Annotated in this window: 16 protein-coding genes; 5 read left to right on the forward strand and 11 right to left on the reverse strand. The window is 58.5% G+C overall.

What is annotated here, in order from left to right:
• Positions 1–150: 150 nt before the first annotated feature.
• From VSR34_RS21685 to VSR34_RS21695, 3 genes are all read right to left on the reverse strand, one after another.
• Complete coding sequence (locus VSR34_RS21685; RefSeq protein WP_342963462.1) at positions 151–732, reverse strand: hypothetical protein; 582 nt, start codon at positions 730–732, stop codon at positions 151–153.
• Positions 689–1,249, reverse strand: coding sequence for a patatin-like phospholipase family protein (locus VSR34_RS21690; RefSeq protein ID WP_342963463.1), 561 nt, complete (start codon positions 1,247–1,249; stop codon positions 689–691). The genes VSR34_RS21685 and VSR34_RS21690 overlap by 44 nt, the downstream gene beginning before the upstream one ends.
• 750 nt (positions 1,250–1,999) lie before the next feature.
• The gene (locus VSR34_RS21695; protein ID WP_342963464.1) at positions 2,000–2,269 is read right to left on the reverse strand and encodes a hypothetical protein; all 270 of its coding nucleotides are present in this window, start codon (positions 2,267–2,269) and stop codon (positions 2,000–2,002) included.
• A gap of 168 nt (positions 2,270–2,437) precedes the next feature.
• Between VSR34_RS21695 and VSR34_RS21700 the strand changes: the two genes are divergently transcribed.
• Both VSR34_RS21700 and VSR34_RS21705 read left to right on the forward strand, forming a co-directional pair.
• Positions 2,438–2,695: a hypothetical protein gene (locus tag VSR34_RS21700; protein WP_342963465.1), complete on the forward strand. Its 258-nt coding sequence runs from the start codon at positions 2,438–2,440 to the stop codon at positions 2,693–2,695.
• A 1,734-nt stretch (positions 2,696–4,429) separates the two neighbouring features.
• Complete coding sequence (locus VSR34_RS21705; RefSeq protein WP_342963466.1) at positions 4,430–4,831, forward strand: nuclear transport factor 2 family protein; 402 nt, start codon at positions 4,430–4,432, stop codon at positions 4,829–4,831.
• A 1,007-nt stretch (positions 4,832–5,838) separates the two neighbouring features.
• Here the strand turns inward: VSR34_RS21705 and VSR34_RS21710 are convergent.
• Positions 5,839–5,988, reverse strand: a complete 150-nt coding sequence (locus tag VSR34_RS21710; RefSeq protein ID WP_342963467.1) for a hypothetical protein — start codon at positions 5,986–5,988, stop codon at positions 5,839–5,841.
• Between the two features lie 319 nt (positions 5,989–6,307).
• Between VSR34_RS21710 and VSR34_RS21715 the strand changes: the two genes are divergently transcribed.
• Positions 6,308–7,063, forward strand: coding sequence for a hypothetical protein (locus VSR34_RS21715; RefSeq protein ID WP_342963468.1), 756 nt, complete (start codon positions 6,308–6,310; stop codon positions 7,061–7,063).
• A gap of 286 nt (positions 7,064–7,349) precedes the next feature.
• Here VSR34_RS21715 and VSR34_RS21720 read toward each other — a convergent pair whose 3' ends face one another.
• Entirely contained in the window at positions 7,350–9,446 is a 2,097-nt protein-coding gene (locus VSR34_RS21720) for an AAA family ATPase (protein WP_342963469.1), read from the reverse strand.
• A 1,113-nt stretch (positions 9,447–10,559) separates the two neighbouring features.
• Positions 10,560–10,718, reverse strand: a complete 159-nt coding sequence (locus VSR34_RS21725) for a hypothetical protein (protein ID WP_342963470.1) — start codon at positions 10,716–10,718, stop codon at positions 10,560–10,562.
• A gap of 390 nt (positions 10,719–11,108) precedes the next feature.
• Here VSR34_RS21725 and VSR34_RS21730 point away from each other — a divergent pair, with 390 nt between their 5' ends.
• On the forward strand, positions 11,109–11,483 hold the full coding sequence (locus tag VSR34_RS21730; protein WP_342963471.1) for a helix-turn-helix domain-containing protein: 375 nt from the start codon (positions 11,109–11,111) through the stop codon (positions 11,481–11,483).
• A gap of 784 nt (positions 11,484–12,267) precedes the next feature.
• On the opposite strand, the gene VSR34_RS21735 is transcribed toward VSR34_RS21730, so the two are convergent.
• The gene (locus tag VSR34_RS21735; protein WP_342963472.1) at positions 12,268–12,720 is read right to left on the reverse strand and encodes a hypothetical protein; all 453 of its coding nucleotides are present in this window, start codon (positions 12,718–12,720) and stop codon (positions 12,268–12,270) included.
• 323 nt (positions 12,721–13,043) lie between these two features.
• On the opposite strand from VSR34_RS21735, the gene VSR34_RS21740 reads away from it, so the two are divergent.
• Positions 13,044–13,397, forward strand: coding sequence for an H-NS family nucleoid-associated regulatory protein (locus tag VSR34_RS21740; RefSeq protein ID WP_342963473.1), 354 nt, complete (start codon positions 13,044–13,046; stop codon positions 13,395–13,397).
• 72 nt (positions 13,398–13,469) lie between these two features.
• Here the strand turns inward: VSR34_RS21740 and VSR34_RS21745 are convergent, their stop codons facing one another.
• From VSR34_RS21745 to VSR34_RS21760, 4 genes are all read right to left on the reverse strand, one after another.
• Positions 13,470–13,763 carry a hypothetical protein gene (locus VSR34_RS21745; protein WP_342963474.1) on the reverse strand — a complete coding sequence of 98 codons (294 nt, stop codon included), beginning with the start codon at positions 13,761–13,763 and terminating at the stop codon, positions 13,470–13,472.
• 252 nt (positions 13,764–14,015) lie between these two features.
• On the reverse strand, positions 14,016–14,417 hold the full coding sequence (locus VSR34_RS21750; RefSeq protein ID WP_342963475.1) for a hypothetical protein: 402 nt from the start codon (positions 14,415–14,417) through the stop codon (positions 14,016–14,018).
• A 452-nt stretch (positions 14,418–14,869) separates the two neighbouring features.
• Complete coding sequence (locus VSR34_RS21755) at positions 14,870–15,478, reverse strand: hypothetical protein (protein ID WP_342963476.1); 609 nt, start codon at positions 15,476–15,478, stop codon at positions 14,870–14,872.
• An 18-nt stretch (positions 15,479–15,496) separates the two neighbouring features.
• Complete coding sequence (locus tag VSR34_RS21760; protein ID WP_342963477.1) at positions 15,497–16,144, reverse strand: hypothetical protein; 648 nt, start codon at positions 16,142–16,144, stop codon at positions 15,497–15,499.
• Positions 16,145–17,305: the final 1,161 nt, after the last annotated feature.

Below are 17,305 nucleotides of genomic sequence, written 5' to 3' on the forward strand. Positions count from 1 at the left end.
CGCGCCTAACCATGGAATCTTCGGGGCGGCGCAATTCGAGTGCTTTGATTGCCTGGCGTAGCGAGCGCACGCCCCGCCATTGTCATTTGCACTGCTCAGATTTTTTGGGCGGGAATGCCCGGCGCAATACCAAGGTCCCCCAGTTGCTCTCTATTTAACACTGGTGGCAATCTCCGAATACTTTGCTTGCGAAGGCTTGAGCGATACCTTGCCTGGAGCCCGGATGATGTTTTTAAGCTGCCTGTCAAGGACGTCCCCGGGAAAGCCTTTTTCGCGTGCGTCGTCGGGAAAGCCCGCGGCCGGTGGCGCAGTCGTGGAAAGGGACTGGTAGGATTCGGAGCGTACCCACTCGTCCGCCGCATTCCGACCTTCTCTATGGAGTTCTTCGAGAAACTCCTTCACGATGACCGCCTTGGATGCATAACCAAGCGTGCGCATATAGTCCTGATTGGTAATGCTGTAAAGATTGACCGGATTGACTGGCAGCAGGTTTAGTGCCTCCTCAAGAGATGGATGCGTTGCAGAGTTGTCTTTCAGGTATTTGTTAACGTTGTTAACGGCAACAATGGCATTGATTTCATGAATCATGGAGGAGTTAAAAGTCACCTCATTGATTCGATTGGTAATCTCCATTGCTGTTAGAGGCGGGGCGTTGCGGGAGAATGGGTTGAGCTGGATGATTGCGAGGTCAGTTGCGTGATAAATCAAAGGCCTCAGAGGCGGGTTGCCCATAAAGCCCCCGTCCCAGTAGTATGTCTTGTCGAAGTGTGCAGGCAAGAAGAGCTGCGGGATGCTCGCCGATGCCTTGAAAGTCAATCTTGTTTCCGAGCACCTGCGCGAGCCAGTCGTATTGCAGGAAGAACGCGGGTGACAAAAGCTGATTATTTAGTGCCGCCATCAAGGCAGCCGGAGAGTTGTCGATATTCCATGAACCAACCACCCTGTGCCACCAGTTTGCGGTTGTTGTATATGTGCTAAAGGGCGCATCTGCGGCGTCTGCCAGCCAGTATTCCTTCAACAGCTGTCGTGCTCTATGAGCCCGAGACGCCTGGTCGCCATCCATACCAAGAGCATACGCGCAGAGGGTAGCATTAAATCCGCCGGCGCTTGTGCCGCTCAGCGCTACAATTTCGAGTTCGCCGCGTTGTACTTCCTCTAGCAGCCGGTCGAGCACACCCCAGCTGAACGCACCATGTGCTCCGCCTCCCTGCACAGCAACCGCAAGACGCTTCGGGGCATCTTTGCTCATGCTCGACCTCCGATACGTTGAACGTTTAAATATCGCTTACTTGACACGATCCATGACCTTATTGCGGCATCAAGTAATTGGAATATGGGCAGCGCCTGTCGGGACTCCCGTCTCACTGAATCTCGTGAGGAAGGAGTCGCCTTCAAGTAACTTCGGTAAGGATACAAATTCGCAACTGGGGCCGAGATGGGTTTTAGATTATTGTGTGGTCGAGCGCACATACTGCGGAGACGCGTTTGCGCCAAAGCTGTGACATTGCATCGGTCGGCTGTTCAGCTCCATGCGGACGATTGCTGTCCGGCATGGCGGACGCGATTTCATTCTGATACGCCTATCTGGGCGTTACTCGCGGACACCCACCCGGCAATTGAGGATGCCCGCGCGCGGTACGCGAGCAGGTCGCATCTCATGTGCGGACGCGAGGTCTTTCAGCTTAGCCGCGCCGACGGCCAGCTAACCTGCGGGATGGTATGGAAACGACCCTACGACTTCCCGGTCGAGCCTCAATCCTCAGGGTCATGACGGCTCGCTGCCTAGCCTTGTGCAGGGTTTTCCTGGTCCTTGACGGCGTTTTGAATGCGTAGCAGTGGGCATAGAACTCCCGTCCATTGCCGATTGCCCCTGCAATCGTTCGCTGGCGAACGAAAAAAGCCCGCGCTGGGCGGGCGAGGTCGCTGCTACTCAACCACAACGGTATGCGCCGCCGCGCGGCTAATCCAGACAGGTAAACCCGCGCGCGAGGTGAGCGAGTCATCTATCCCGGCGATTCACCGGCAAAGCAGGAATTCCAGCTTTGCGACTATCTTTTCGCCACCTGCAAGTCGGTATGCCTGGTACCACCATCTGGGGCTCTCGGCGCAGCCGGTACGAATCGGATTCGCTGACGATGTACACATCGCAACCGGGATTGGGCCATTTCATGCTGCATTCGTCGGCGGCGGCGATGCCTGCATTGTTGTTATTCGCCGCAATCGTCAACGTTGCGATACCGGGCAGCACCGGCAGGGCGGCAATATTCACCAGTGGCGCCGTTCATTCCGTGGACGCCGCACCACACTCAGGCAGCCTACCGCGCCGGTTAAGCCGGACATCCGTGCGCCGTGCGGTGACGTCAACCGACCCGCGTCTGCGGCGTTAAGGATAGGGACGACGCAACCATGCGCCGCCATCCCCTACGAGGAAACAGACATGAAGAAGCTCGCTGCCGCTCTGACTGCATCGCTGTTCGCTACTGTCGCTTTCGCCCAGACTGCCGCGCCGGCGGCACCGGCTACAACCGGTGCGGGCCAATCGGCAACCGCCCAATCGGCTGCCGCACCGGCCACGCCCGCTGCGGCCGCACCCGCTGCGCACAAAAAGCACACCCACAAGGTGACCACCCATCACAAGGCAAAGCCGGTCAAGCTGGATACTTCGAAAGTGGGCAGCAAGGATACGCTGAAGTAACCGCCCCGGTAACGTGCAGTAAAAGCCGGCGGCGTCTGAGGTCGTCCACGCCGCCCGCGCGCGGGTCAGCGCCCGCGCGCGCTCCGGCTCGATAGGCCACGTCGTACGTGCGGATGTCGTGACGGGCACGTGTTGCCGTCAGACTCGCGCAGGGCGGACACTTGAAGCGCGTGCGCCGTTGGCGGGCGAGCATCCACCGACTGTGGAAGTGTCGGCGCGTACCCGGACGAAACTTGGTGGGGCTCCGCATTCCGGGCGTGCAATCGTTGCCCCTTTAAACCGTCTCGAATCTGGAAGAGTTTCGTTTTTGGCACTTTTTCTGCGCACCGGGACCCTTTTGCCGGTCGCTTTCCAATCTGTCGATTGCTTTCCCCCAATGACGGAAAAAGCCTGCCGCAGCTCGCCTTGTCCTCTTGCTGTCAACCGAATACCCGAACGAGCAGTGCAACGAAAGCACAGAGCGCCGCGACAAACAAGACTGTGCCGATTGTTATCCACTTGTTTGGACTCATGGGATAGCGCGAGATGGAGGAGCTCTGATGGTGTGGAGTGCTACGCCATCAAATACGCTTATTTTGCCGACTAACGTCGGCGACCGCACATTACGAATCATTCTCTTGGGATTTTATGTATGCAGCGGCAACAACGCCGCTTGCGAGAGCATCGGCCTCGCCGCCGGCCGCGTGTCGTCGCATGCACGCACCGGTCGCGACCTCAGTGACCCAACGCCCAATATGCGCGTTCACACGTCGTCCGGGCTGGTTCGCGTCCCCAACCGGTGTACGTTGCTCCTCCGCCTGTTGCTTACGCGCCTGCTCCGGTCGCGGTGGCCTATCGCGACGACGATGACTGGCGCGCGCGTGGTGCTTGGCTTAGTGACCGCTATCAGGGCTGCATTTGGGCAGGTGACCACACGGCGCCCAACCCGAGTGATTTAACTGGCCAGTTGAACTGGTGCCGCCAGATACGCCACCGTACTCCGAAGTGCCGCGAGCGGCACCGGACGACGTATCGGGAGAAGCACTCGAAGGGGCCGATTGAGCATTTTGCTGCACGGACATGTCCTGAGCCTGCACTGCGCACGCTAACGAGAGCATGCCCACGAGCGCTGCAGAGATGAGAAACGTCGTCTTCATGGCTTGCTCCTTTACGACGAAAACAGGTTTTGAAGTTTATCCAGCGGCGACCGGAGTGGGCTTGGGCAAACGTGCCAGCGTGAGCATAGTAAATGGCGACGCCAACGATTCCACCATGTGCCGTAACCCGGTTGCGACAACGTTATTCTTGGCTTTCCCTTCCTACCGGATTGAAGCGAACCAACAGCGCGGCAGTTCCGCGCGCGGTGGTCGAGGTGACGGGTGCATTTGAAGAACCACCATCGGGCCAGTAAGCCCGGTGTGTAAAATAAAGCATGCCTAACAAAGATGCTTCGTCTGCCGAAAAAATATACGGCCATTTCGTTATATGGCGGAGAGCTTCTCGTTATATAGCACTGCGATATGGCGTCACGACGACACGACTCCGCCTTTGTTTCGGTTAACGGTGTCCATTGTTCATGACCTTACACCAAAACGAAGCGGCTGTTTCGCTAGCTGCTTATCAGGCAGCCAAGCCATGAACCGAGAAGACCTGGCTATCGCTTTTGAAGCCGGCACCTTGAAAATTCTCGCATAGGGAAGCGCTCGGGCTATCATCGAAATCTCTTGCGTTCAGGTCATTTTGGTCTATCAATGAATGACCGTGCTGGCGATGATGGAAAACGAAACTATGCAAACGAGTAATGAGCTCAGCGCCATTGGCGCAACCATCGACGTTTTTTTTACAGGTATGCATACCGGCGACGTGGACTGCCTTCGGCACGCATTCCATCCCGATGCCTATCTGTTCGGATACTACAAAGGCAGTTTCTCCCGTCTTTCACTCGATGACTGGATGGAGGAAGTGCGAAGCGAGCCAAAACCGTCAGAGAGCAACGAGCCTTTCGATATGCGCATTGTTGCGACCGACGTTACAGGCAAGGTAGCGACAGTAAAGACAGCTACGCTATACCTTGGTCTACGTTTCACCGACTATCTGACTCTGGTCCAGTTTGATGACGGGTGGAAGATTATCAATAAAGCCTATCACCACGATTGAAGAGCGCTTTGCCGAATCGGCGTTGCGAGATGAGGCTTTTTTCAATTGGATTGTGACTCCGCAGCGCATTGCACAAACGCCGCAGAGTGCGGTTGCTCTCTCGATACGCCGGATGCGCCGCCCGATATTCGCGCCAGTAGTTCGATTGGCCCGCGCGCATTTTCCCCTGCGCGCGGGCCAGGTTGTCGCAATTGTCGCCTTGTTTACGGAGCCAGTTCCTCTGCTCGTCGCGGCGGGACCGCACCTGAGCCGGTGACGGGCAGGTTCGAGTGGCGTGTCGGTACCTTCGTGCGCTCTTCGTGCTTGATAGACCGGCGGCCACCGGCTTCGACCGAGCTTCGCCAGCTCAACGACTTCCGTTTGCCATTCGAACCGGATACCCTACTGTTTTTGAGATAAAAGGCCGGCGCCGGTGCAACTACCGGGCACCACATACGCCCGCTAATTTCAATGACCAACGCGGATCGCGACAAGCAGTGGGCGCCTTCTCACTATGGCCAGATATTCACAAAATCAAGAAACTGGGTTCTACGGCTGGTAGATGGCGCTCTGGTTCTCTTCGTCAGCGGCAAGGTAAATATCAGGCTCGACCTTGACGGTAAGAGCCGGCCGCGCATTAGGCGGGGGGTGTTTTGAACAGACATCACCTTTCGAGCCGCACAACCAGACGCATTCCGCATCGATGGACTACCGAATGAACAAGCGCGAGAACTAGAGGAGGCAATTTATGCGTACGAGCGTTCGTATCTGTTCAACCACGTGTACGACCAGATACTGACCTGGCTACAGCTGGGTGGCGCTCAGTTCGCCAAGTTTGAGAGGGACAGGCGCTGGATACCACAGAGCTGGCAAGCAGTATTCGATTCGTGGCGACCAGCCTTGAATGTTTCCGATGAGGAACTCTGGATGTTATTCAGAGACCCTTCAGTTCGTGCCAGACTTCGTGGCGAAGCGAACGACATCGAATCGGTGCTCAAAAATTGGCGGCGTGACCGCATCGTGCTTGATCAATCGCTCGCGGTGCGCACGCCCAAGCCATAGAGGGCGAACGGCGTCGCCGATATCAGCCCGGCCAGCGCCAGCCACAGTACGACCGGTTTGCTGAGCGGGCGAGCCCAGGCCAGCGGGCCCGCTGCCTTCATTCTTTTCAGGTTCATCTTCGTTCCCTGTCGCGGGTCTGGCTCACCGCCGGCGCCACCTTTTGCCAAATGGGTTTCGCTCAGGCGTGCAGTCCGCGCCAACACTGTACTCGCTCGGCAGCACCCAGGCAAAGTGGTATCCGCTCCGCATCATTTGCTGGCGCTGCCGCTCAGGCGTAAGTCCGCGCTACTGGTGCGCGTCATCCGGTGAGATAGAACTCGATCGCAGCGCATCTCGGCCCGCTTGCTCTGTATCGTCTGGATGCAGTTGGTGGTAGGCGTCGAACAGTTGTGAGCACACCGTTGCCAGCGCACCGAGATGCACGGCCTGGCCGGCATGCTCGACCTCGCCAGCGTTAATGACGTCGTCAAGGTTGGGAGCCAGGTGACGCAGTTGCCGGAAAACAGCGACATCAAGTTTCATTTCAACTCCTCGTGGCAGCGGGCAGAGTGGTCTCCACACGGGGCGCCCCCCAAGGCATTGCTTCTGTTGCAGCGCACAGCAGACCTCAGAACTTACATGAACACTAGCCTGCGCTGCCCGGCAATACAAGGCAACGTCGGTCGCACAAATCGGGCCTCCGGCACTCCGCAGCGTTATTGTGCATTGCACCACAGTAAAAATATGTGTCAGGTTGTTAAGTCACTCGCCACGCACGCGTACAACGCTGCCATCGCGAATCGCCACATGTATTCGAACGCTATCGAGGTTCTGCTTGATGTGGTTGAGAGCATGCCCGATTACATTGGCGTTTGCGGTGGTCGGTACAGCGTATGCAATCCGGAGCACGAAGGCGAGAACTTTGCTGAGCGCTGGAATGAAGATGACGGCATGCGTGCACGTGCCTTCTACAAGTGGCACGGACAGCTCAAGTCGGACCTTAACGCGCTGTTTGCCGACTCGTATTCGCGTAGCGGCGAGGCACAGATTCGCAAGGTTTTCGGTGAGGATGGTGTCAAGGCATGGAAGGCCAGTCTTGCCCCGGCGCCGTCGGGCCTTTTAAATTCGTTGATTAAGTCCGCACCGGGCGGCGAGCGGCGTGACCCCGTCGTCCCTGTTCCGTCGGGCAGCAAAAAGAACACCCTTGCATGAGTGAAGTTGAGCAGGTGGCGCCATTCGAGACGCAGGTTGAAGCAGTTCTTCAGTGGCTGGATGGCGCCGGTTCGGAATTTCTGACGCGCGTATGGTCCCAAGTTAAGTGAATCTCGACACTCGTCGCCTCTTGGGATACGGCTTTGCGAGACCAGTGTTCCGGCAACGTTGAACCCTTGGTTCGCTTAGGTTCGAACTATCCGCAGTTTGGTTCGTTTAACCCTGACCTTTCCGGCCACGCTTCCACGTCAAACAGCCACATCGGACCGCTGGTGTCTACGTGTCATCAGGGGAAGATTGCTTGCGCCCCAAGTATCACGTCTACCGCCCGGAATTCCGCCGTTCGTTCGCGCATGCGCCGTACCGCCGCGATGGTGACCGCCTTGCGCAGGAGCGCGTCGGCGTCGGCGATAGTCCGGCCGCCGAGAAGCCTGATCATCTGGGCAACGGCTTCCGGTTCCACCTTCCAGGCGCCATCCAGTTTATTGGCGACGGCTGCTCGCACGTACGCGGACATCGCCTTGTTCGTGGGAATGTCGAAAAGGATCTTTTCCTCAAACCGGCCGCTACGTACTGCGGCCGTGTCAATTCGTTCGTAATGGTTAGTAGCCCCAATGAAGAGCACATCGGGTGTCAGGCCGGAAGCCCCGTCTAGTGTGTCGAGGATCTTTTCGGTCAGCATTCCATGTCCGCTGTGTCGTCGATCCCCCAGGATTCCATCTAACTCGTCGATAAACACAACACATGGACGAATGTCACAGGCTTCGCGGTATAGCGTGTCCCACGAACGTGGATCTGCGACGATATCTGCACCAGTAATCTTTAAGAATGCGAAGTTAGCTGCTTTGGCAAGGGACAGGGATGCCTGACTCTTCCCCGTACCCGGCGGCCCAACAAATAGCACGCCGCGCGGAAGTGTCGAGCCGAGCTTCTCAAGATTTTCAATTTTCTTCATACGGTAAGCGAGATTGCGCAGCGCGCCGCGGGATGTATCAGGCATGATGATTTCAGAGATGTCCTTGACGCTTTCGGGTAGTCGCCCCTTGCGTCCCTGCAGCAGACGCATCGCCTGCATGCCGACCTCGAACGTCACCGGGCCCTTGAATTTTCCGTCGCGATTCATCTCGCGCAGTTGTCCTCCCAGTGCAGTCAATCGCGCGGCGCTGAATCCTTCCCATCGGCGGGCGAGCGCCGTGATCGGCTCGCGCTGTGCAAAACCGTCACCCAGCTCATCGGTGATCGAACGCCAGAGCAGCGCGACTCGAGCAGAGAGGTCAGGCGGAGGAATTTCGATCTTGTAGTCGAATCTGCCTTCGCGTTTGCCGGCGCCATCAAGCCCTTCCGGAAAATTGGTGGCGCTCACGAGGACCACATTAGATTTCGTACTACGAAGTCCAACGATCTCGGTCAACATTACGTTGGTCAAGTCGCGATCCATCGAGTGAACGTTTCCGTCGCGCGGCTTGATGAAGGAGTCTATCTCGTCGATGAACAGGAGACAGGTTCCGATCCTTCGAGCCTCTGAGAAGACTGCCTTGACCTTCGCAGGGGTTTCGTTGACCCACTTCGACGCGATATCACCGTAGCTTATTGAGAGAAAGGGCACGTCCAGTTCGCCCGCGAGCGCTTCCGCGAGGAGGGTCTTGCCATTCCCCGGAGTACCGAACAGCAGGATGCCGTTCCGGTGCGCTTTTGACGCACCTTCAATAATTTCCCGAGCCGAGCACAACAGGCGCGATTTCGTGTCCTCCATGCCGACGATAGCTGAAAAGTCATGTCGCGGCTTTCGAACGTTCTCGCTGAAATCCCAGCCGGGCGTGGTTACCTGCGCAGCCGGTACTGCGCGCGGCTCGTGACTGGGGGCCGGCTGATGTGCCGGCGTCGGAGCAACCGGTAGCTCCTGAACAGCCGGCAACTCGTTTGCTGAAGCTGCCAGCCTGGTGCGTGCCGCCGGTGCCCGATTTTCAGGACACACATCGGGTACAGGCTGCCGGGACGTGATCTTCATTTCAAGCGGGATGAACACGCGCGTGCCTTCCACAACAATCCCGACAGGCGCACGGCGCTGGTGCAGACGCCAAAGCTTGAAAGAAGCGGCCGCGATGGCGGCAATGGCAGCGGGACTCCATGTCGTGAATGTGAGCGCTGCGAGCGTCATGCCGAAAACAAGCACGACGAATGCTGTCCAGGTCCAGCCACGCACGTCGCGGTTTGGAACCCAGATTAGTGATGCAGCAACAAGCGTCACAACGGAAACAGCAAGAGCATGCACGGTTTCGTGGTGAAGTAGCGCGTGCCATTCGTGATGCACATAAGCCAGGCAGGCGATAATTGCGGCAACGCGTAATATGGTAAGCAATGCGAAATGTAGGGTTTTCATCATGATCTCATGAGAGCGGGTTTGGGATGATGCGAAGATTGTCGTCCGGGTGATCTGGATCCAGTATGCGACCCGCTCCTCGCGACGCAAATCGACAGCGAGAAGCGGGGCTACCAGAGGGGTGCCTTACCTGGCCGCTTCGTGACGCCAGAAGCGGACCGGCACACGCACGCGCCTGCGCTGGGTGCGACGTCTTTTGAACCGGCAAACCGGGACGCGTTTTCTCCTGGTTTCGCGCCGTCGGACGTAACGCAGCGTCGACAGGCGACGAGGCAGGTCTACGGTAAGACGGGCGAGCCAGAGCCGGATAACCTCGACAGGAACTTCGTCGGGTACATAAAGCGTCATCCGTTTGCTCGAAACGCGAGTCACTGATTTCCCATTTGGCTTGTAGGTAAACCGGCGAATCTTCATAAGCTGACTCCGAAGGAGGTGGCCGTTGAGTTGGGGTGCGGTGAACTCACTTCCTGCCGAGTCGACGTAGCCATCTGACGAAGTTAATGAGAGGGCCAAGGACGTCAATAAGGAACCCATGCGCCTCATCGATGGCAATCGTCAGAAGCCTCTTGAAGTTCATTTATTCGTACTCCAAATTTAGATGGCGAGCTTGTACGCGTGATGTCGCATGCTTTACCGTGGTGGATGCAAAAACACCCGGGCGGAGCGCGTGGGCCGCGTTGTCACGACGCTCGCTGATGTTCGTGACACTTTCAGCTTCTCATGAGATTTTCAGGGCGCAAGTCGCCTGGGAAAGATCCGGGTACAGCACGTGGCCGGAGATGGGTAGCGCCGGCGGCTAACAGAGCGCCACCACGGCGCAACCGCAAGCTTCGTGCGTGACGTTCGTGAGGCTCATCAGCTTCCCGAATAGACGGCGGGAACAAAGGAACTCGTGCGTCGGGACTGAAGGCGAGGGGCTGTGCACGGCGACAAAAGCCATTGTGGGCAGGCGCGTTAGGCCTGCTCATCCGTGTAGGTGTCGAATCGTGGGGAGCAAAGAACGTGTCGTCTGACACGGGGACTCATGGAGTTTTCAGCGTCGCGAGGCAGCATTCCCTGTGACATGCGCGGAGGTGGGGCGGCGGCAAGGTCGCGGTCCATGGGATGTGGCTACCTTCAAGAGAAAGCGCGCACGTCGAAGGCTCCGTAGATGACCGCGCAGGTTTCATTAACGCATGCGAGATGCATCATCGACATCGGGTCGCCCATGAAGGATATCGGCTTGTTCACGGAGGCAGAAATCTGCGCTGGAAGGGTATCCCAGCGAATGGTCACGGGAAATTGTCCTCGGATCCGCTTTCGTTTTCATCCGATTCCGGGCCATAATTGCTGTTTCGCCGACATCGGTTGTCGAGGACATCATCACGGTGTTCCGCCTGGCGTCGCGCGTTAATCAATATCCGGATACGCTGGGCTATGGCACGCAGTTCGAGGCCATTGTGCGCGAGTGGCGGCCCGAGCTGGTTAGCGCGTGAGGCGTCGGAAGACCTGGGATGCAACGTCCGGGGGCGAGTGGCGTGGCTGGCGGACGGACTGCGCGCCATGATGCTCCATCCAGCGATACGCATGATGGAGCATATTTATGCCGCGGCCCGTTGATGGTGAAGCTCGCGTCGAACTGCTGTGCTGCGTCGCAGACACGTCGGTCGCCTTGGGGAGAGAAGCATGAAGAAGTTGTGCATTGGACCTGGCACGCCTGACGATTTCTTTGCGCAAGGCAGGCGCATTGCCCGCGCGGCGGATCGGGGGGAGCCCATTGCAGAGACATTCAGCATCGCGTTCGAGGACCCGGCAGATCTTCTGCAGCTTTTGACACGCGCGCGCATCGGGGTTTTCCGAACCGTTAAAGCTGAGCCGGCTTCGGTGACGGTCATCGCGCGGCGCCTGCATCGTGACCGAAGCGCTGTCAAGCGCGATGTGGATGTTTTGCGCGACGCCGGGCTTGTCGTCGTGGAAAACATGCCCCACGCGGGTCGTGGTGCGCGCGAAATCGTTCGTGCCACCGCAGCGCACGTCGAACTGCATGCCCGCATCGTATGAACTGACCGGCATGAAGACGCCAACCTTCAGGAGATCTACGCGCCGGTTAGAAGATCGCTTCTCAATCGGTCTCAGGAAAGTGAGATGCTTCCTGAAAGCCAGTTATGGAACGCTGGCGGGGCGCCCCGCATGCGGTGGAGCGGGATGTGCCACGTTGGGCGCCACCGCTGGATTGACACCTCTCCCGCTGCATCTGCCGTTCGTGAACCGGGGCGCAACAGATTTCATTGAGCCGGAGCGGGCCTTTTCCAGGTTCCCCGTTTGCCGGCAGGGACCGGGTCCGGACTTGAGGTAGCAGCGCGCATGCATCTTTCTCTTTCGCCTCGAACCTGAATCCATTACCGGGGCCGCGAAGTGAATGGAAGGCGGATTCCTTCGGTAGACGATTGAGATGCGCTTCGTGCCACCCTGGATTGACGCTTCTGTCATACACGCCACGACAATGAACGCACCGCGCCGGGGAAGCCGTGTCGTTTTCGCTCCCGCACCCGGCGATCTGACGCGGTGCGGGTCACAACCGGCGACCGGCAGCTGCAGTATGGGGCTTCTTCGCCCGGCGGCACGGGCACTCGCGTGCTGGAGCCGATATATCGAGCCAGACCTTGTCAGTGTCGGCAATGCGAATCGCGGTGACAGAGGCGACGGGCAGGTCGGCACGACTCGCCTCGCGGGCGTACCAGTCCCAGAAGCCGGGGTGGCCAGCCGCATTCGTGAGCGCATATTCGTCGACGAAGTGGTCGCAGATCGGCGCGTTCCTGAAGATCTTGTGGTCGATACTGCCGTCCTACTTCCTGTAGTAAGTGAGAACACGGTATCGACGGCGTGCGCTACCCTGTCCGAATTCCCGTTGCTCCCATCGTCTGAAGGCGACAGGGTCGAGCACACGGCTCGCAGCCGTACGTAGGCGCATTTTCCCGATCGGACCTGCGTCGGCCTCGAACTGTTCGCGCGTCAGAACCGTCACGACGCTGGCTGAGTGGCTCTTGCCCGCGCGGTCGATAGCCACGATCGCGACCATGAAATCCATCTTCTTCGCGTCAAGGACGAGGTGGTACGAACGGTTCGAGGCGCGAAACGGCAGCGTTACAGCATGGCGCGTCGCGACCAGTTCGAGCACACGGCTTGGGGCGAAGGATGTTCGCTCGACTGCCCGCTGACGTGCGTGCGGACTCATGTCGATGCTGTAGCCGCAGGCCGAAAGCTCTGCGGAAATCTTGATGTGATTGGCGGCTTCCATCGTTCATGGTTTGTTCGTGCTGGATGCCTCCATCTTTACCCACGTTTCTGCAGATGCAAGTCTTGCGTCATACGCGAAGCCTTGTCGGGCTCTTGTGGGTTTGCGTGCTTTATCTCACGCTACTTGCAGAAGGTGCGCGCAACAGTTCCGCGATGCTTGTTCGCCACCAGGTGGCAAGCGATGACCGTCCAGATCCATCAGTGCTGGCATTACGTCCCTGTCCCGCGAACGCAAGGTGGTTCTCGCGCGTAGCGCAATGCGTAGCCTTTTATCCGTAACGAAATCGGCAGCAGCGAAAGCACCGCGCGCGGCTGTTCATCACGTTGCCACCGAAATACGCGGATCCGAAAACGGGCGCGACGTGGTCGGGCCGTGGCCTTGCACAGCTCTGGATTCGCGATGTGAAGGATCGCTCAAAATTCCTGGTTGAAGCCGGTGCAACGGCAGAGGATGCCGGCGCAAAGGCGGCTCCTGCGAAGAAGGCGGCCGCGAAGCGTGCCGTCGCGAAGAAGGTCGCGAAGACGGCGGCAAAGACGACTGTTGCCACGAAGAAGGCAGGCCGGGCAAATTGTCCCCGGACAGAGAATCTTCTCGCGCGGTCCTTCCGCGATCCTCAGATCGACATTCGACAGGTCACGCATAGGCCGCCGCCGCGTTCTCGATCAGGCCCACGATGACGCCCAGTTCCTGACCAAGGAGTTTCACATCGCCCATGGCCGCAGGGCTGGCCTTCGGGACCGCCACGATCTCTAGTGTCTGCGCAACGACCCCGCCTTGATAGTGGCGCGAAGCTTGGCGACCGCCTCATCCGCCGCGCGAACTGCAGCAGCACGAGCTTCAATCGCGTCCAGCTCCTGCTGGCGAGCGGCGATCTGCCGTTCGAGTTCCGCGCTGCGAGCAGTGGCCGCCTCAATCGCCTCCGCGATCGACGTGTACCCGGGCGGCGCAACCTCCTTATCCTGAAACCGGATCTCAACGGGCCTGGCCTGAAGCTCGGCGAGTTCCTGATCGACGCGTGTTTTGTCCTGAACCAGCGCGTCCATCTCGCTGGAAAGTACTGAGTAGGCCTCCACCCGCGCCGAGAGCTGGAGTTCCGCGCGATCACCGCGCGCTTTTTCGTCGCGCAGCTCCCTGGACAGCTCAGCTATCTGCGCATCGCGATTCGCAACCGTGCCGGTGAGATCGGAAATTCGCTCTGCATTGCTCCGTTCACGCGCCTCATACTTGCCGGCCGCCTCGGCAAGAATCTTCTGCGCCTCTGCCGTTGAGATCTCGTGATCCTGGGCGGCGACTGTCTACTGCTGAATGACTTCCGGGGCGGTATCGCCGTCGAGCATCGTGAAAATCTTGCCCGACATGTTGGCGAGCGCTGGGTGCAAGGTGGTTTTGTCAACGAGCCAATGGGTCCAGACAACCTCGCCGATTTTCAGGTAACGATAGACGCGGGACCTGTGCCACCCGAACGCCTCAGTACAGAACTGGTGAAACTCACGTTCGTTAGCGAAAAAGCCCTTAAGACTCACCAGTTCGTGGGCAGTCTGTGCGATCTGGAGGTCGGCCCGCTGGTGACCGCTCAGGATTGACGTCGCAAGCATCAATACCTGCTCGCGCGTCGACACGTCCATCTCGGAAGGCAGGCTGCCACGTGCTACCCACACCGAATCCGGAGTTACTGAAATCTGCGTCTGCGTTGACATCGTTGGAGGGCTCCTAATCTAGACACGTCGTCCGGGCGTCGCGGCAAAATCTGACAGCAATCTCTGCCACGAGGCCGCTACCGGTTCCAATCGCCGGGCAGCCGTTCCGCTCTGCTCACGGTCGGTAATCGGACAAAAGCCCGTTAAATTAAGAGCGTCTTCAAAAAAAAGTTCATACCACCAGAAAAGGAACGCGAAATTTGTCCCGCAGCCCTCTACGTAAGCGCGGCTATCGGACAGATTGGCGGCTTTGATCAAGCGTAAGTCATTGATTTTTCGACATCCGGTTGATTCCGGTTGCCGCACGGTGCGAAAACAACTCGGTTCGCGGCATGAGCCGGACCTGAGCGAGCCATCGCGGCTTCGATGGTGCAAAAATGCTACAGCGAAGTGAGGGGGGGAGGCGGGGAGGGGGAGAGGAAGGAGGGCCGGCCATGCCGGCCCCGCTGACGTCAGTGGGCAAACGAAACGTGGCTGCTAGGGATGTAGCATTTCTCGTTCAGCGGGAAATCTGGCTGCATGCTCTTATAGGCAAACAGAACCCGATACTGCTCAGCGATCTCCCGGCTACCGCCTTTCCCCTTGTTAAGGACAATGCGGAAGCAAGTCGCAGGCATGCCGAGCTTGCGAAGCGTCTCGTACGTGGAGATCGCCTCCTCCTGCGCCCGGCGGGTGGTATCGGACACGATGACGCAGTAATCAAACAAACGGGCCATGTTGTTTGCCGCCATCTCGTCGACGAACACGGAAAAGTCCGATGCGCCAAGGTCTACCACGACCGCCGCTTTTGTACGGACCATCTCCTGACGCATCTCGAAAAGGTCGTCTGTATGCACTGCCTGCGCTGCGCCCCCGTATTGCTGCGCCGCGTCCTGATTGACCGAGTCGACGGAGAACAGCAGCCCCCCCAGGCGCGGATGAAGCACGTTTGCTGCGACCGTGGTTTTGCCCGTCATCCCGACCTGGCAAATTACCAGGACTTTAGGCCCGGCAACAGCCGGCGCACCAGTCCTCGCGTTCGCTACTTTCACCGCTTGTGTTTGTTGCTGAACTTCGCTCATCTTTCGCTCCTTGCTGGTCTACTTTGGATTGCGTTGCAACATTGGAAAGCGCATCGCCCGCTCACGCTCACGGTGCTCCCGCGATAGCGAGTCATATTTCACGATCCCAGGTTCCGGAATTATCACGACCTGGTTAGGTGCACTCATTCTGGCTTCTGCTTGACTGTCGCCTGGAACGAAAACTGGCTGCGTTTCTTCGTTATTCGCTCCCTGCGAGGTCTCCTGGCGAGACGGTTCACCGGCTATCTGGCTCACTGCTGGCGAAGTGACATTTGCTCCGTTCTCAACGTCGGGCTCTGACGAACACCCCCGCTCTGATTCAACAGAGGATGCGTGCAGCCCGGGCGACAACGACGCCTCTACTAACGGACGTGCGCGAGATTCGGCAACCACGGCCAGGTTTGACACGTCGAAGCGACTTTGCAATGACGGCGATGCACCGCCCTGATTGACTGTTGGAAGCGACTGGATAAACCGTAGAACAGTCATCAGGCATACGTCGACCTCGCGCCTTTCAACGAGGTAGCGCCAAACCATGTACCGGGTGAACCCCTTCGCGAGGAGTTCCACGATAAGGTCAGTGTTGCCCTCCAGCTTTCTCTTTCTTTGGCGACGTTGGCTCAGGAACTCGGCCGCGTCTGGTGCAAGCGATTCTCTTTGGTGCATATCTGTTGTCGTAACGGTTCAATCACTGAGGCCACGCTCCGGCCGTGAGCACTCGAGTCGGGACCGACCACACGTCGCCCGGGCTCATCGCGCCACACACGCCCCGATCTATCCGCGGATAGTTCCCCGGATGTCTCACACCCTCACTACGCGGATCGCAGCGGATGCTCACTGAGATGATCCCTGTAAGTCACTGGCGGGGGTCCCGGATAGTCGATCAGCTAGTCACATATGGTCACTTTACAAGTCACGGGCCCGCACGTATCTGGTCCCACACGTGGTCGCATCGTGGGAACCATTCTCACCTTGTCACGCCTTGTAGTGGGCCCGAAAAAGGGGGGGTGTTGGTCACTCATTAAGCCGGTAGCTGATGCCGGCGTGGCGCGCCGGACCGGTTAACTTTGCCCCGGGGGCGCTCCCGCAATGATTCAGGGCGAACACGCGCGCCGATTGCTGCGGCATCTTCACTCCGCACTTCTCGGGCACTTTCTCGGTCTCAGTCTATGGTCCCTCCGTTGCGAACTCTTAATCATTCTGGTGGTCCCACGTGCTCCCTTTTGCGCTCCTGGAAGGTCACGCAACTAGTCACAGATAGTCGCACTTGAGGTATCGATCGTATCGATCTCATACATCGGTGATCACAACCGCAACGGGCGCAGGCCGTGGAGCACCGTCCCTCTCACCCGATCCAAAACGCGAACCGCGCAAAAGAGTGGCGTGCTCGTCGAGAGGTGCCGCGATTCATGTCCCGGAGCACAACAGCCGTCCCAGATCACGCTCGCGCACCTGTTCAACTCGTCTCATTTGGTCCCGTCGACGCGCGCGGATACTCCCTCCTATAGTCACACCTGCGATCGCGCATGGTCCCTCCAGTAGTCACCACTGAGCACGCCATGGCTCGCACTGACGCTCACAGGGACGCTCCCTCCTATAGTCACATTTAGTCACAACTGTGATCGCGCATGGTCCCTGCTAGAGTCACTCCTGAGCACGCCCTGGCTCGTCACGACACTCACGGGTGCACTACGTGGCACTGGAGTTGCCCCTGTAACTCAGGACACTTGGACACCGTTAGGTTGATGACACCGCATGACGCCTGAACTCGCGAGGCGAGCGGTATTTCAGGGCTTTGTGCGGGTGGCGCTCATTGTAGTGTTCAAA

The sequence above is a fragment of the Paraburkholderia sp. JHI2823 genome, from assembly GCF_038900695.1.
GTDB lineage: Bacteria > Pseudomonadota > Gammaproteobacteria > Burkholderiales > Burkholderiaceae > Paraburkholderia > Paraburkholderia mimosarum.

What these genes read in the sequence shown, in the direction of transcription:
- VSR34_RS21685 (WP_342963462.1), bottom strand. Translation starts at nt 732, where the DNA reads ATGGGCAACCCGCCTCTGAGGCCTTTGATTTATCACGCAACTGACCTC.
- VSR34_RS21690 (WP_342963463.1), bottom strand. Translation starts at nt 1,249, where the DNA reads ATGAGCAAAGATGCCCCGAAGCGTCTTGCGGTTGCTGTGCAGGGAGGC.
- VSR34_RS21700 (WP_342963465.1), top strand. Translation starts at nt 2,438, where the DNA reads ATGAAGAAGCTCGCTGCCGCTCTGACTGCATCGCTGTTCGCTACTGTC.
- VSR34_RS21705 (WP_342963466.1), top strand. Translation starts at nt 4,430, where the DNA reads ATGACCGTGCTGGCGATGATGGAAAACGAAACTATGCAAACGAGTAAT.
- VSR34_RS21710 (WP_342963467.1), bottom strand. Translation starts at nt 5,988, where the DNA reads ATGAACCTGAAAAGAATGAAGGCAGCGGGCCCGCTGGCCTGGGCTCGC.
- VSR34_RS21715 (WP_342963468.1), top strand. Translation starts at nt 6,308, where the DNA reads ATGCTCGACCTCGCCAGCGTTAATGACGTCGTCAAGGTTGGGAGCCAG.
- VSR34_RS21720 (WP_342963469.1), bottom strand. Translation starts at nt 9,446, where the DNA reads ATGATGAAAACCCTACATTTCGCATTGCTTACCATATTACGCGTTGCC.
- VSR34_RS21730 (WP_342963471.1), top strand. Translation starts at nt 11,109, where the DNA reads ATGAAGAAGTTGTGCATTGGACCTGGCACGCCTGACGATTTCTTTGCG.
- VSR34_RS21735 (WP_342963472.1), bottom strand. Translation starts at nt 12,720, where the DNA reads ATGGAAGCCGCCAATCACATCAAGATTTCCGCAGAGCTTTCGGCCTGC.
- VSR34_RS21745 (WP_342963474.1), bottom strand. Translation starts at nt 13,763, where the DNA reads ATGGACGCGCTGGTTCAGGACAAAACACGCGTCGATCAGGAACTCGCC.
- VSR34_RS21750 (WP_342963475.1), bottom strand. Translation starts at nt 14,417, where the DNA reads ATGTCAACGCAGACGCAGATTTCAGTAACTCCGGATTCGGTGTGGGTA.
- VSR34_RS21755 (WP_342963476.1), bottom strand. Translation starts at nt 15,478, where the DNA reads ATGAGCGAAGTTCAGCAACAAACACAAGCGGTGAAAGTAGCGAACGCG.
- VSR34_RS21760 (WP_342963477.1), bottom strand. Translation starts at nt 16,144, where the DNA reads ATGCACCAAAGAGAATCGCTTGCACCAGACGCGGCCGAGTTCCTGAGC.